Origin of the sequence: Lysobacter dokdonensis DS-58 (assembly GCF_000770795.1) — a bacterium.
In the GTDB taxonomy this organism is placed as follows: Bacteria; Pseudomonadota; Gammaproteobacteria; order Xanthomonadales; family Xanthomonadaceae; genus Noviluteimonas; species Noviluteimonas dokdonensis.
In genome coordinates, this window is the sequence record NZ_JRKJ01000016.1 from 69761 (window position 1) to 82464 (window position 12704).

The following is a 12704-nucleotide window of genomic DNA, read 5'->3' on the forward strand; positions in this document are numbered from 1 at the left end:
CGATCTTACGCAATCCACGCGCGATGCAGGCCAACGCGCATCTGGACCTTGGTCGTTCGCGTTCACTGGCGCTATTCGCGTGCGCTGCGTGCAAATAGTTTTGGATTCGTTACGCGAGGCGCGGACTTCCACCGCGAGCGTGACCCATTGCCAATTCAACCGCACACGGGGAGTTCCATTCCGATGAAGTCTCGCAGTCGCTCTTCCGCGCCACGATCCGCCCTTCGGCACAGCACGCTCGCGCTCGCGCTCGGGCTGTGCTTCGCCGGCGGCGTCCAGGCGCAAACCAACACGGCCGGCGCGATTTCCGGCCAGGCCAATTCCGGCGACACCATCACCGTCGTCAATCCGTCGACCGGTTTCTCGCGCACGATCACCGCGGGCGCCGATGGAAACTACCGCTTCTCGGCGCTGCCTACCGGGAATTACCAGGTGAGCCGCAATGGCGGCGCCGCCCGGTCGGTGAAGGTGAATGTCGGCACCGCCACCAGCGTGGACTTCATCGAGACGCTGGACGCGGTCGAAGTGGTCGGCGGTTCGATCAACCCGATCGACGTGTCCTCCGTCGAATCGAGCACCGTGCTGACGGCCGAACAGATCGCGAAGATCCCGGTGATCCGCAACGCCACCGACGTCGCGCTGCTCGCCCCCGGCACGGTGCGCGGCGATGCGGTGTACGGCAATCTCGCGTCGTTCGGCGGCTCGTCGGTCGCGGAGAACGCGTACTACGTCAACGGCTTCAACATCACCAACACCTTCAACAACCTCAACTTCGCGCAGATCCCCTTCGAGGGCATCGCCGAACAGCAGGTGAAGACCGGTGGCTACGGCGCCGAGTTCGGCCGCTCCACCGGCGGCGTGATCAACATGATCACCCGCCGCGGCACGAACGAATTCAAGGCGGGCGGCAACGTGTACTGGACGCCGAGCGCCCTGCGCGGCTCCGACCCGAACGTGTTCTCCAACGGCGGCCAGCCGGCCACCGGCAGCGTGGTGCCTTCGCAGATGATCGCGAACAACTCGCGCGACGACTACGGCACGCAGGTCACCGCGAACGTCTGGGCCGGCGGCGCGCTGGTGCAGGACAAGGTGTTCGGCTACGCGCTCGTCTCGTGGGACCAGATCACCGGGCAGTCGTCGTATCCCTTCGCCACCAGCGGCGCGCCGAGCTTCGACCAGGAAGACAAGTCGCCCAACTGGCTCGCGAAGCTGGACTGGAACATCAACGACGACAACCTGCTCGAATTCACCGCCTTCTCCGACAAGACCAAGACCGAACAGGATTACTGGCGCACGGGCCAGACCTCGCTCGGCAGCAACCTGTACAACGCCGGCGCGGCGCTGACGCGCGAGTCCTACCTCGGCCGCGTGTACGACGAGCGCGGCGGCACCAGCTACGTGGCCAAGTACACCGGCTACCTGACGGACAGCTTCACCTTGTCCGCGCTGTACGGCCACGGCGAGCAGAGCCGTTCGAACTACGCGATCGCCGCCAACGGCCTGCGAGCGGAATTCGGCGGCGACCTCAACACGCCGGCCACGGGCTGCCCGATCGTCACCGACAGCCGCACCAACCTCGACAACACCGGCGGCGCGCGCATCGCCGGCTGCAACTTCGTGGGCACGCTCGGCCGCCCCGATGCGAAGGACACGCGCGACCAGTACCGCATCGACGCCGAATGGCAGGCCGGCGACCACCTGTTGCGCTTCGGCTTCGAGCGCGATGATTTCGAAAGCATCGCGGGCCAGTCGTACGAGGGCGGCGCGGCCTACCTGTACCTCAACGACGAAGACTTCCAGTACGTGCGCCTGCGCCGGTTCGTGAACGGCGCCACCGTCGGCGTGTTGTCGGATGCCTTCTACCTCGAGGACACCTGGAACATCACCAACAACTTCCTGCTCTACGCGGGCATCCGTTGGGACAAGTTCGAGAACACAAACGGCCTGGGCGAGAAGTACGTGTCGATCGACGACCAGCTCGGGCCGCGCCTGGGCCTGTCGTGGGACGTGTTCGGCGACTCGACGTTCAAGGTGTTCGCCAACGCGGGCCGATATGCGCTGCCGTTGACCGCCACGGTCGCGGTGCGCGGCGCGAGCGCGTCGTTGTTCTCGGAGCAGTACTTCACCTACACCGGCGTCGACCCGTCGACCGGCGCGCCCACCGGGCTGGATCCGATCTCGAACATCAGCTACCTCAACAACGAGTTCGGCACGGCCAAGAATCCGAACGCGGTGACCTCCGGCGACCTCAAGCCGATGTACCAGGACGAATACATCCTGGGCTTCCAGAAGCAACTCACGGACCACATGTCGCTCGGCGTGCGCGGCATCTACCGCGATCTGAGCAGCGGCATCGACGATACGTGCGATTGGCGCCCCGTGCGCGACTGGGGCTTGCGCAACGGCTTCGTGCTGGGCGAGGACGGCAACCCGTTCATCACCGTGGGCGACAAGGAGAGCGCGAACCAGATGGCGTTCCTCAACCCCGGTTTCGCGGGCTGCCGCCTGTACAACCCGGGACGCGCGGCGACGTTCCAGATGGACGTCAACGGCGACGGCGTGTTCGAAAACGTCGCGCTGACCGCCGAGGAACTCGGCCAGAAGGCGAAGCGCACGTACAAGGCCGTCGAGATCTTCGCAGAAGGCCACTGGGACAAGTTCTTCATCCAAGGCTCGTACACGTGGGCCAAGAGCCTCGGCAACTCCGAGGGCGGCGTGAACTCCAACCTCGGCCAGGCCGATACGGGCACGACGGTCGACTTCGACTACCCCGAACTGATGTACGGCGCCTACGGCTACCTGCCGAACGACCGTCGTCATTCGTTGAAGCTGTTCGGCAACTACGAGTTGAACGACCAGTGGTCGGTCGGCGCGAACCTGCTGGTGCAATCGGGGCGCCCGGTGAGCTGCATCGGCGTGTACGGCAACGACCCGACCGGTTACCAGAACAACTACTACTCGTGCAGCCCGAACCCGGGCGTGGTGGTCACCAGCCCCGGCACCGGCGGCCCGGTGCGCGACAACGGCACGACGCTCGTGCCGCGCGGCACGTACGCGCGCACGCCGTGGACGCGCACGCTGGACCTCAACGTCGCCTGGCGTCCTGCCTTCGCGGATGGGCACCTGACGGTGAAGGCCGACGTGTTCAACGTGTTCAACGAACATGGCGCGACCTCGATGAACGAGTTCGCCGAAAACTCCGCGGGCTCGCAGCGCTACTACCTCGCCTTCAACACGCCGGCGACATTCCAGGCCCCGCGCTCGGTGCGCCTGATGCTGCAGTACGACTGGTGACGGCAACACTGGTGAAAACCAGGGGACGCGTTGCCCGATAGAAGGCAGCCGTGTGTGTGAAACCCCCACCCCGCAGCGGAGGAGCAACCGCTGCGGGGTTCTTTTTGTATCGACGATTGCTCGTGCCCTCAACCGCGCTTCTCGTTCTCCATCGCCTTGCCGACGATCTCTTCGTACAGCTTGACGATCCGTGCGCCGACGCGGTGGAACTCGGGATTGCGTACGACGAACTGTTGGGCGTTCTTCGCGTCGTCCAATGCTCCCTTGAGGAACTCGATCTGCGTGTCGTCCAGGCGGGCACCGCTTTCCACGTGTTCCTTGATGGCAAGCGCGCGAGGGAGGCGGAACTCCAGCAGCCTTGCCAGGAGCGCCTGCAGCGTCGCGTCGTCTGTCCGATCGTCCGATGCCATGGATCGAATCTAGCCGCCGGGCCGTGTCGCCGCCATGGGACCTTGGGCCAGCATTCAACCCCGGCGCCACTCGGCGCATCACAGCCGAAACGTCCCCCCGGAGCACGCCATGCGCCTGCCGCCTCTCTCGTTGTCGTGCCTGCTGTTGCTGTCACCGATCGTGCCCGGCCAGTCGCGCGAGGCCGCACCTGCGCCGGCCGTCACCGCCGCGCCCATCGCCACGCTCGCGCTCGCGCCCTATCGGCGCTCGGTGGCCGTGAATGTCGAAGCCAACGGGACGAAGGGCCTGTTCGCGTTCGACACCGCCGGCGGGCACACGGTGGTGTCGCCGGAGTTCGCGAAGGCGGCGGGGTGCACGCCGTGGGGGTCGCTCGGCGGCTTCACGATGACCGGCAAGCACCTGGCGATGCCACGCTGCGATGCTTTGCGGTTCACCGTGGATGGGAACGCGCTCGTCGCGCCGGTCGCGGGCGTGATGCAGGTGGCGCCGCTGATCGCGAAGGACGCCGAGCCGATGGCGGGCCTCCTCGCGCTCGACGTCTTCGCCGGCAAGACCATCACAATGGATTTCGCGGGTGGCAAGCTATACGTCGAATCGCCGGAGAGCGCGGCGCAACGCATCGCCGGCGCGCGTGAACTGCCCATTCGCCTGTCGCATGAGGCGCAGGGCCTCGCGCTCGCGGTGAACCTCGAAGTCCCCACCGAAAAAGGCATCGCGCGATTCGAACTGGACAGCGGCAACGGCGGCACGCTGCTGGTGTCGAAGGCCTACGCGTCGTTGTTCGGACTGGATCCGGCAGCGGAGGGTCCGCACGCGGGCAGCATCGCCCTCGCCCCGGGCCTCGTGGCGCGCGGATACGTGATCGTCGGGGACCTCAACATCGACGGCAATCTGGGGATGCCCTTCCTCAAGGACTGGATCGTCACCGTGGACCTGGCCGCCGGCCGCATGTGGCTGCAACCCACGCGCGCCACGCCGCCGCCGAACATGGGCGTGCCGCCGCCGCTGCCGGCGAAGTGAGGGCGCGTCATTGCAGGCGGACCGGCCGCGCCCCTACTCTGCACGCCGGGGCCGGTCGTGCGACCGCGCGGGGATCAGGGAATGCGTCGTAACGGATGTCTGTTGTTGTGCGCGCTGCTCGGCAGCGCGAATGTCGTCGCCGCGACCGACGCCGCTCCTCCGGCGCCGCTCGCGTTCCGCGCCGAAGCGCGCGTGGAAGTGGATGGCGCCGGCAAGGTGGTCGCCGTGGCCGTCGACAAGACCCTGCCCGAGCCCGTGCGTCAGTACGTGGCGAAGGAACTGGGCACGTGGTCGTTCGCGCAACGCCCGCGCGAAGGACACAGTGGGAACGCATCGACGTGGTTGTCGCTGAGCGCCTGCGCCATCCCCGACGCGAGCGGTGCGTACTCGATGGGCCTGGCCTTCCACGGCAACGGCCCCCGCATCAAGGGCGGCGACCCCTGGGTGATCACCGAAGGCATGGGCAAGGTCGTCGCGAAGAACAAGCTCACCGGCAAGGTCGACATCCACTTCGTGGTGAACGCCGACGGCTCGGCGACGCTGGAATCGGTCGACGGCCTCGACGACTCGCGCGAAAGCCGCCTGCTCCGCGACGAAATCGAAAGCATGGTCGAGCTCAACCACTTCGATACCGAACAGATCGACGGCAAGTCCGTCGCGACGCGCGAAACGCTGATGCTCACCTACGGCCGCGGCGACAACGGCCGTCGCTCCTACGAATTCGGCTGGCAGACGCGCGCCATGCAATCGCGGCAGTGCGTGGCGGCGCGCGCGGCGGGCGCGGAATCCAATGCGGGGTTGCCCGTCGTCTCGGTCGATTCGGTCGTCGACATCGACCCGTCGTTCTGAGGTTCGGCTGGCGCGCAGTTACAACTGCGCGCGCACCGCGGACACGAAGTCCGCATCCGGCTTCGGCCCTATCTGCTCGGTGCGCGCGACGATGCGCCCGCGTGCGTCCAGCAGGATCAGCACGCTGGTGTGGTTGAAGTTGCCGTCCGCGAGCCGGCGATAGCGCACGTCGAGGACGCCGGCGATCTTGCGGACGTCGGCCGGTGCGGGTGCAGCGAGGAGCCAGCGCGTCGCATCGATCTTCCGCTTGGTCGCCGTCTCGCGCAGCACGGCCGGCGTGTCGCGCGCGGGGTCGAGGCTGATCAGCACGACGCCCACGCGGCCCCGTTGCGCCGGTGGCAGTGCGTGCTCGACGGCCTTCGCGGATTCGACGATCAGCGGGCACATGTACGGGCACGAGGTGTAGAACATCGCGACGATCCGCGGCTTGCCTTCCAGCGCGCGCCAATCCTGCGTCTTGCCGCGTGCATCGGTGAGCGGCATCGACAGCTGGTACACCGAATCGGCGGGCCGCGATCCGGTCTTGCCCGTCTCCGCCGCGCCGCTCGACGCGACCAGCAACGCAAGGCATGCCGTCATCGATCGAAGCCACTTCATCGGCCGCTCCTCGCGCATCGGAATCCCATGTTGGCGGTGGCGTCATGCGCATCCAGCGACGACAGCATCGCCACCCGCATCAGCACCGCGTAGTTGTCGCGGTCGTCCATCGACAACGCGCCCGCGCCACAAAACTTCTGCTTGTCGGCGTCGCCCTGGTTGCGGTTGTCGCCGGAGACGAGCAGCGAGCCGAAATCGTCCGTCCACTCCCACACCAGGCCATGCAGATCCTGGATGCCGTAGGCGTTGGGCGGCTGCAATCCGGCGCGCGGCAGCGCGGTGTCGGACGGACGCGAGTACCACGCGAGGATGCGTTCGCGCCACGCGGGATCCTTGCGGGCATCGCGGCGGGTTTCGTCGGCGGCCGCCGCGTATTCCCATTCGTTCCACGTCGGCAAGCGTGCGTCGATCGACGCGCAATACGCATCGGCCGCGAACCAGCTGACCCACGTCACCGGCTGTTCCGGCAGCGCGCGAGCGCCCAGCGTCGTCGGCCCCGCCCAATGCGCGAGATAGCGCTCTTCGACGAATACCTTCGGCGCGCGACCGCGTTGCCACTCCGGGTGCGCGCGCACGAACGCGAGGAATTCGCCGTTGGTGACGGGCATGCGCATGAGTGCGAAGGGCGCGATGCGCACGCCCTTCTTCGCATCCTCGTACGCAAGCGCGGACTTGAACGGACCGCCCGGCAATCCCGCGTAGCGCGGCGCGGCGTTGCCTGCCGCCACCGCGAAAGCGGTGAGGCAGGCGAACACGCACATGCCGGCGGCCAGGGCGCGCATTTCAGTGGCCCGCGGACGCCGTGGCGGGTTTCGCGGCGCGCAGCTTCGCCACTTCGTCCTTCGTCACGCGGCCACCCGGGTTGCCCCAACTGTTGAGCACGTAGGTGGCGATGTTGGCCACCTCGTCGTCGGTCAGTTGGCTCATCGGCGGCATGTTGGAGTCGTACTCCTTGCCGTTGACGGTCACCTTGCCAACGAGGCCGTGCAGGATCACGGAAGGAACGCGCTTGGGATCGGCGGCGATGTAATCGGAGCCAGCCAGCGGCGGGAAGACGCCCGGCATGCCCTGCCCCGTCGCCTGGTGGCAGGTCGAACACGTGCCGGCGAACAACGCTTCGCCTGCCTTGACCTGGTCTTCCGAGGTCAACGCGCCGGTCGTCGCGGCCGTCGCGGCCTGGCTCACCGCCGCGAGGTTGGCGCTCGCGCGATCGCCGATGTACATCGCATCGACTTCCTTGCCCGAGTAGATGTCCTTCCGTTCGGGACCATCGGCTTTCAGGATCGCGAGCGCGCCCTTGTTGAACGCGCGGAAGATCGAGTGGTCGACGAGCACGTAACTGCCCGGGACTTCGACGTGGAAGTCCATGATCGCCGCGCCGCCAGCCGGGATCAGGGTCGTCTGCACGTTCTCCTGGAACCGCGTGCCGCCTTCGAACCACACCTTGTCGAAGATCTCGCCGATGACGTGGAAACTCGACACGAGGTTGGGACCGCCGTTGCCGACGTACAGCCGGACGTTTTCGCCGGTCTTCGCCTGGAGCGCCTTCTCGCCGGTGAGCGCGCCTTCCATGCCGTTGAACAACACGTACGTCGGGTGTTCTTCGATCGCTTTTTCCATGTCGAAGGGCTGGTGGCCTTTCTCGCGGTACTTGCCCGTCGTGTAGAAGTCGCCCTGCATCACGTAGTACTCGCGATCCACTGGCGGCATGCCCTCCGGCGGCTCGACGAGGATCAGTCCGTACATGCCGTTCGCCACGTGCATGCCGACCGGCGCGGTCGCGCAGTGATAGACGAACAGGCCGGCGTTGAGCGCCTTGAACGTGAAGCGCGTGACGTGGCCCGGCGCGGTGAAGCTCGATGCCGCGCCGCCGCCCGGCCCCGTGACGCCATGCAGGTCGATGTTGTGCGGCATCTTGCTGTGCGGCATGTTGCGCAGGTGGAACACCACTGTGTCGCCTTGCCGCACGCGGATGAAGCTACCCGGCACGGTGCCGCCGAAGGTCCAGAACGTGTACGTCACGCCTTCGGAGATCGGCATCTCCTTTTCGATGACGTCCAGTTCGACGATGACGCGTGCCGGCGCCTTGCGGCCCGTGGCCGGCGGCACCATCGGCGGCGTGGTCAACACCGCTTTGACATCGGGCCCCTGGGGCGGGCCGAGATCGCCCTTGAGCGAGCCGCCGGATTCGGTCGCGACCGGCTTGTCGTCGCCGACGGCCTTGTCGCTGCCGCCGCAACCCGCGACGGCGATGCAGGCTGCCGCGACGAGGACGCATGCGAAGTGCTTGATCATCTGTCGACTCCTTGTGCCTGGCGGATGTCAGAACGGAACGGACATCGGGTTCGCAGCAGGCGCCTGATTCGAGGATTGCGCGCGGGCGGGCTGCGGATCGGCCGCGTTCGCCGCGACCACGAGGCCGGCCACGGCGAGCGCAGCGGCGAGCAGGGCGGCGGTGACTGCCGCATAGAAAGTGACGTTTTTCATGGTGTTCCCCCGGTCATGTGATGCATGCGAGTGGATGGGTGGTCGTTTCGGGCCCAGTCTCTTCCCGGCACTGCGGCGCGGCCCTGACCTGGATCAAGCGCAAGCGGCTTTGGCGACGTGCGTATCGGCCCCCTTTTGACTTGGATCAGGGCCGCCGCGGCCGCGAGCGGCGAGGCTGGCGTCATCCGATCCAGGAGGTCCCCATGGCCCTGCTCCGCGGTTGCTGCGCCCTGCTCGCCTGCGTTCCCGCCCTCGCCTTCGCGCAGGTGTCGGCGGAGTGGAACTTGCGCCTGCGCAACGAACAGGTCGACGACGACGCCTTTCGTCAGCACGCCGATGCCACGACAGCGCGATTGCGCCTCGGCGCGCGTTTCACGTTGTCCGACGAATGGTCGGCTCTCGTCGAGGGAGAAGGCATCGCCGCGGCCGGCGCGCACGACGATGGCACCAACGCCCATCGCACGTTGCCTGCGATCATCGATCCCGCCGGCGCGGAGTTGAACCAGGCGTGGGTGGCGTGGAAGCGCGCCGGCGTGCAGGCCACGCTGGGGCGCCAACGCGTCGTGTTCGGCAACCAGCGCTGGGTGGGCAACAGCGGTTGGCGACAGAACGAGCAGACCTTCGATGCGCTGTCCGCGCAATGGCACGTGCGCGATCGTCTCGACGTGCGGTATGCCTGGTTCGATAGCGTCCATCGCGTCGCGGGTGATCGCGCGCGCGATCCGCTGGCGCGCGAACGCAACCTGTCGACGCACGCGTTCTCGCTGCAATGGGCGGGCGACGCGACGTCGCAGTGGCAGGCGTTCGCGTTGTTGCACGAGGACCAGGATGTCCGCACCGCCTCGACGGTCACGACCGGCCTGCGGTTTTCGACGACGCGCCCACCGAAGACGCACGGCCCGTCGATCGCGGCGGAATACGCCCTGCAACGCGATTACGCCGACAACCCGCTGCACTTCGCGCACGCGTACTGGCGAATCGAGCCGGCATGGACCTTCGCGCACGCGACCGGACGCCTCGGGTGGGAACACCTGGGCGGCAACGGCCGCCACGCCTTGCAGACACCGCTCGCGAGCCTGCACGCGTTCAACGGATGGGCCGACAAGTTCAACACGACGCCGCCCGGCGGCCTCGAAGACCGCTGGATCGCGGTCGACGGTGCCGCGCGAGAGGGCAAGCTCGAGTGGCAAGTCGCATGGCACCGCTACGATGCGGACGTCGGCGGCGCTTACGGCACGGAGTCGAACGCGTCGCTGGCCTTCCCTGTCGGGACAAGCGTCAAGGGCCTGGTCAAGTTCGCAGATTACGCGGCCGACGGATTCGCGAAGGACACGACGAAGGTGTGGCTCCAGTTCGAGTGGGCGCACTGACCGCGTCGTCCAGTTCCGCCGGCAGCGCGGGCGGCGCGATCCCGCGCTCGCGCAACCACGCCGGCGAGTACAAGGTTTCGTCGTAACGCTCGCCGCGGTCGCACAACAGGCCGACGATGCTGCCGCGTGCGCCGCACGCGCGCATCGTTGCGGCCAGGCGCAGGCACGCGATGAAGTTCGTGCCGGACGAACCGCCGTAACGACGGCCGAGCAAGCCTTCCAGCGCATGCATGCCGGCGATGGAGTGCGCGTCCTCCACTTCGATGACGCGGTCCACCACTTCGAACACGAATCCCGGTTCGACCCGTGGCCGTCCGATGCCTTCGATGACGGTGCCGCGCGAAGCGGTCGCCGCGCGATCGCGCGTGCGCCACCCTGCGGCGAACGCACTGCCCGCGGGGTCGGCGACGCACAGTTGCGTCTGCAGTCCGCGATAGCGCAGGTAGCGGCCGATCGTCGCGGAGGTTCCGCCCGTGCCGGCGCCGCACACCACCCACGTCGGCTCGGCGTCGGGTTCGTGCGCCATCTGCGCGAGCATCGATTCGGCGATGTTGTTGTTGCCGCGCCAATCGGTCGCGCGTTCGGCCAATCCGAACTGGTCGAGATGGCAGGCGCCACGTTCGGCGTGCCAGCGGGCGCGCTCGTGCACCGTCGCCGGATCGTCGACCAGGTCGCACACGCCGCCCAAGGCGCGCACGTCGGCGATCTTGCGCGGTGCGGTACCGGCGGGCATCACCGCGACGAAGGGCAGGCCGAGCAGCCGGGCGAACCACGCTTCCGAGATCGCCGTGCTTCCGGACGAGGCATCGACGATCGTCTGGCCACGATGCAAGCGTCCGTTGCACAACGCGTACAGGAACAACGATCGCGCCAGGCGATGTTTCAGGCTCCCGGTCGGATGCGAAGCCTCGTCCTTCAGGTAGAACGCGATGTCGGGAAACGCGGGCAAGTCCAACCGCAGCAAATGCGTGTCCGCCGAGCGCGCCTGTTCCTGGCGCAGTTGCGCCATCGCGCCGGCGAGCCACGCGCGGTCGGTCATCAGGACAGCCACCAGCGCACCATCCCGAGCGGATCGTGTGCACGCGCCGTGGCGTAGATCGCGCCGAACGCGAGCAATGCCGCCACGTAACCGATCGTCCCCCGCGTCCGCTCGATGCGCGCCTGCTTCAACGCGATCGTGCCGAGCGCGATGTAGGTGACGATCAGCGCCAGCTTGACCGCGAGCCAGCCGTTGCCGAATACCGCGTGCGGCAGCACGGTGAGCAGCATCAGTGCGGCGGTGAGCAAGGCGGTGTCGATCGCCCAGCTCGCCCAGCGCACCGTGTTCGCATACGGCCAGCGTGCGCCGCCCAGCGCGAAGCCGCCCCGCAGCGCGAACAGTGCGCCGCTCAGCAGTGCAACGAAGATGTGGAAGGCCTTGATCTGCGGATAGAACTCGATCATCCCGGCTTCCCGTCGATGCGCGCGGTGAGATAGATGCGGCCCAGGCGCGCGATCCACGGGGCCAGCGCCACGATCCAACCGATCGCCGCCACCGCGTGCCATCGCATCGGATCCGCGCTCAGCTCCGCGGCCACGCGCACGACGGCGATCACCTGCAACGCACAGAATGCGAACCACGCCGCCGCCGGCATCCGCAACGGACGGCCCGAATGGCCTTGCGTCACGCGCGTCACCATCGCGACCAGCACGCTGCCGAAGAAGCCGATGAACAGCGCATGGGCCGGCGCGCGTCCGAGCGCGAAGGCGCCCGTCGTCGCGTACACGATGCTCTGCGCCGCGTAGAGGACGAAGGTGATGGGCAGCCACGCAAACCCGATGAACAACACGCGCAGCAACGCAGGTTGCGGGCCGATGGGCCACCACCGCACGCACATCACGAGCGTGCAGGCCAACAGGCCCAGGTCCGCGACCCACAGCCAGGCATAGGCGTGCAGCAGCTCGAGCGTCAGGTGCAGCACGACGAGCGTCCACGTCGCGGCGAGCAACCCCAACGGACGCCAGGGCACGTACCCCGCGACGACGTTGCTCGCGAAGAACGGAAACATGCGGTGCGCGACGGTGACGTACATCGGCAGCAGGAAACCGAACGTGCCGACCTTGATCGCGACGAACGCCCAGATCGGCGAGGCCCCGAACACGAACGCGGTCCACGCGACGAGCCCCACGCCGCCCAGCGAGAGCGCGGCCAGGCACGAACGCGCGTGCCATGTGGCGCCGCGTTCGCGCATGACGAGCCAGGCGAGGGTCGCGATCGCGTAAAGCCATCCGGCCAGTGTCGACACGACGCCGACCTCGATGCCGGCCGACCATCCGCAGGCGCCCAGCAGCGTCGCGAGCTGGCCGCCGAACAGGCCCACGCCCACGGGGACGTAGCGCGCGCGCCGCAACTCCGGCAGGCCCATCCAGCGCGGAAACACCGTGAGCAGGAAGCCGAAGATGAAACTCGCCAGCACCTGGTACTGCATGACGATCGCATGCAACCACCCGGCGTAAGGCGTGGGCTGCGCCATCCGGAGCACGTCGGGCCAGCGCGTGGAGACCAGCCACGCCGCCCACCACGCCATCGCCAGGAGCAGGTTGCCCGCACCGATGAAGAACATCATGCGATGCGGCGCCTGGAGCAGCAGGCGCGGCGATGCACCCGCGCGCGCCTGCGATGCGACGTCGTGCATG

At 67.7% G+C, this 12704-nt stretch carries 12 protein-coding genes; 4 read left to right on the forward strand and 8 right to left on the reverse strand.

What is annotated here, in order from left to right; genetic code table 11:
• Positions 1-183 precede the first annotated feature (183 nt).
• The gene (locus tag LF41_RS10315) at positions 184-3294 is read left to right on the forward strand and encodes a TonB-dependent receptor (protein WP_036169283.1); all 3111 of its coding nucleotides are present in this window, start codon (positions 184-186) and stop codon (positions 3292-3294) included.
• A gap of 128 nt (positions 3295-3422) precedes the next feature.
• Here LF41_RS10315 and LF41_RS10320 read toward each other — a convergent pair whose 3' ends face one another.
• Positions 3423-3704 (reverse strand): hypothetical protein, encoded by a 282-nt coding sequence (locus LF41_RS10320; protein ID WP_052116330.1) that lies wholly within the window; start codon positions 3702-3704, stop codon positions 3423-3425.
• A 109-nt stretch (positions 3705-3813) separates the two neighbouring features.
• Between LF41_RS10320 and LF41_RS10325 the strand changes: the two genes are divergently transcribed.
• Together LF41_RS10325 and LF41_RS10330 are read left to right on the forward strand one after the other, a co-directional pair.
• A complete protein-coding gene (locus LF41_RS10325; protein WP_036169285.1) occupies positions 3814-4725 on the forward strand; it encodes a hypothetical protein in 912 nt (303 codons plus the stop codon).
• A gap of 81 nt (positions 4726-4806) precedes the next feature.
• Positions 4807-5574, forward strand: coding sequence for a hypothetical protein (locus LF41_RS10330; RefSeq protein WP_152599985.1), 768 nt, complete (start codon positions 4807-4809; stop codon positions 5572-5574).
• A gap of 18 nt (positions 5575-5592) precedes the next feature.
• On the opposite strand, the gene LF41_RS10335 is transcribed toward LF41_RS10330, so the two are convergent.
• Genes LF41_RS10335 through LF41_RS16990 form a run of 4 tightly spaced genes read right to left on the reverse strand, consistent with a single transcriptional unit; the run spans position 5593 to position 8658 of the window.
• Positions 5593-6171, reverse strand: coding sequence for an SCO family protein (locus tag LF41_RS10335; RefSeq protein ID WP_036169501.1), 579 nt, complete (start codon positions 6169-6171; stop codon positions 5593-5595).
• Positions 6168-6953 (reverse strand): formylglycine-generating enzyme family protein, encoded by a 786-nt coding sequence (locus LF41_RS10340; RefSeq protein ID WP_036169287.1) that lies wholly within the window; start codon positions 6951-6953, stop codon positions 6168-6170. The genes LF41_RS10335 and LF41_RS10340 overlap by 4 nt, the downstream gene beginning before the upstream one ends.
• Position 6954: 1 nt before the next feature.
• The gene (nirK, locus tag LF41_RS10345) at positions 6955-8466 is read right to left on the reverse strand and encodes a copper-containing nitrite reductase (RefSeq protein ID WP_036169289.1); all 1512 of its coding nucleotides are present in this window, start codon (positions 8464-8466) and stop codon (positions 6955-6957) included.
• A gap of 27 nt (positions 8467-8493) precedes the next feature.
• Positions 8494-8658, reverse strand: coding sequence for a hypothetical protein (locus LF41_RS16990; RefSeq protein ID WP_161786952.1), 165 nt, complete (start codon positions 8656-8658; stop codon positions 8494-8496).
• Between the two features lie 203 nt (positions 8659-8861).
• On the opposite strand from LF41_RS16990, the gene LF41_RS10350 reads away from it, so the two are divergent.
• Complete coding sequence (locus LF41_RS10350; RefSeq protein WP_036169291.1) at positions 8862-10028, forward strand: alginate export family protein; 1167 nt, start codon at positions 8862-8864, stop codon at positions 10026-10028.
• Here LF41_RS10350 and LF41_RS10355 read toward each other — a convergent pair.
• Genes LF41_RS10355 through LF41_RS10365 form a run of 3 tightly spaced genes read right to left on the reverse strand, consistent with a single transcriptional unit; the run spans position 9949 to position 12703 of the window.
• A complete protein-coding gene (locus tag LF41_RS10355) occupies positions 9949-11067 on the reverse strand; it encodes a PLP-dependent cysteine synthase family protein (RefSeq protein ID WP_084073540.1) in 1119 nt (372 codons plus the stop codon). The two genes, LF41_RS10350 and LF41_RS10355, sit on opposite strands and share 80 nt — an antisense overlap.
• Positions 11067-11471, reverse strand: a complete 405-nt coding sequence (locus tag LF41_RS10360; RefSeq protein ID WP_036169292.1) for a SirB2 family protein — start codon at positions 11469-11471, stop codon at positions 11067-11069. The genes LF41_RS10355 and LF41_RS10360 overlap by 1 nt, the downstream gene beginning before the upstream one ends.
• Positions 11468-12703 carry an NnrS family protein gene (locus LF41_RS10365; protein WP_036169294.1) on the reverse strand — a complete coding sequence of 412 codons (1236 nt, stop codon included), beginning with the start codon at positions 12701-12703 and terminating at the stop codon, positions 11468-11470. Before LF41_RS10365 ends, LF41_RS10360 begins: the two co-directional genes overlap by 4 nt.
• Position 12704: the final 1 nt, after the last annotated feature.

Coding starts and splice junctions, on each gene's coding strand:
- LF41_RS10315 (WP_036169283.1), top strand. CDS start 184: ATGAAGTCTCGCAGTCGCTCTTCCGCGCCACGATCCGCCCTTCGGCAC.
- LF41_RS10320 (WP_052116330.1), bottom strand. CDS start 3,704: ATGGCATCGGACGATCGGACAGACGACGCGACGCTGCAGGCGCTCCTG.
- LF41_RS10325 (WP_036169285.1), top strand. CDS start 3,814: ATGCGCCTGCCGCCTCTCTCGTTGTCGTGCCTGCTGTTGCTGTCACCG.
- LF41_RS10330 (WP_152599985.1), top strand. CDS start 4,807: ATGCGTCGTAACGGATGTCTGTTGTTGTGCGCGCTGCTCGGCAGCGCG.
- LF41_RS10335 (WP_036169501.1), bottom strand. CDS start 6,171: ATGAAGTGGCTTCGATCGATGACGGCATGCCTTGCGTTGCTGGTCGCG.
- LF41_RS10340 (WP_036169287.1), bottom strand. CDS start 6,953: ATGCGCGCCCTGGCCGCCGGCATGTGCGTGTTCGCCTGCCTCACCGCT.
- nirK (WP_036169289.1), bottom strand. CDS start 8,466: ATGATCAAGCACTTCGCATGCGTCCTCGTCGCGGCAGCCTGCATCGCC.
- LF41_RS16990 (WP_161786952.1), bottom strand. CDS start 8,658: ATGAAAAACGTCACTTTCTATGCGGCAGTCACCGCCGCCCTGCTCGCC.
- LF41_RS10350 (WP_036169291.1), top strand. CDS start 8,862: ATGGCCCTGCTCCGCGGTTGCTGCGCCCTGCTCGCCTGCGTTCCCGCC.
- LF41_RS10355 (WP_084073540.1), bottom strand. CDS start 11,067: ATGACCGACCGCGCGTGGCTCGCCGGCGCGATGGCGCAACTGCGCCAG.
- LF41_RS10360 (WP_036169292.1), bottom strand. CDS start 11,471: ATGATCGAGTTCTATCCGCAGATCAAGGCCTTCCACATCTTCGTTGCA.
- LF41_RS10365 (WP_036169294.1), bottom strand. CDS start 12,703: ATGCACGACGTCGCATCGCAGGCGCGCGCGGGTGCATCGCCGCGCCTG.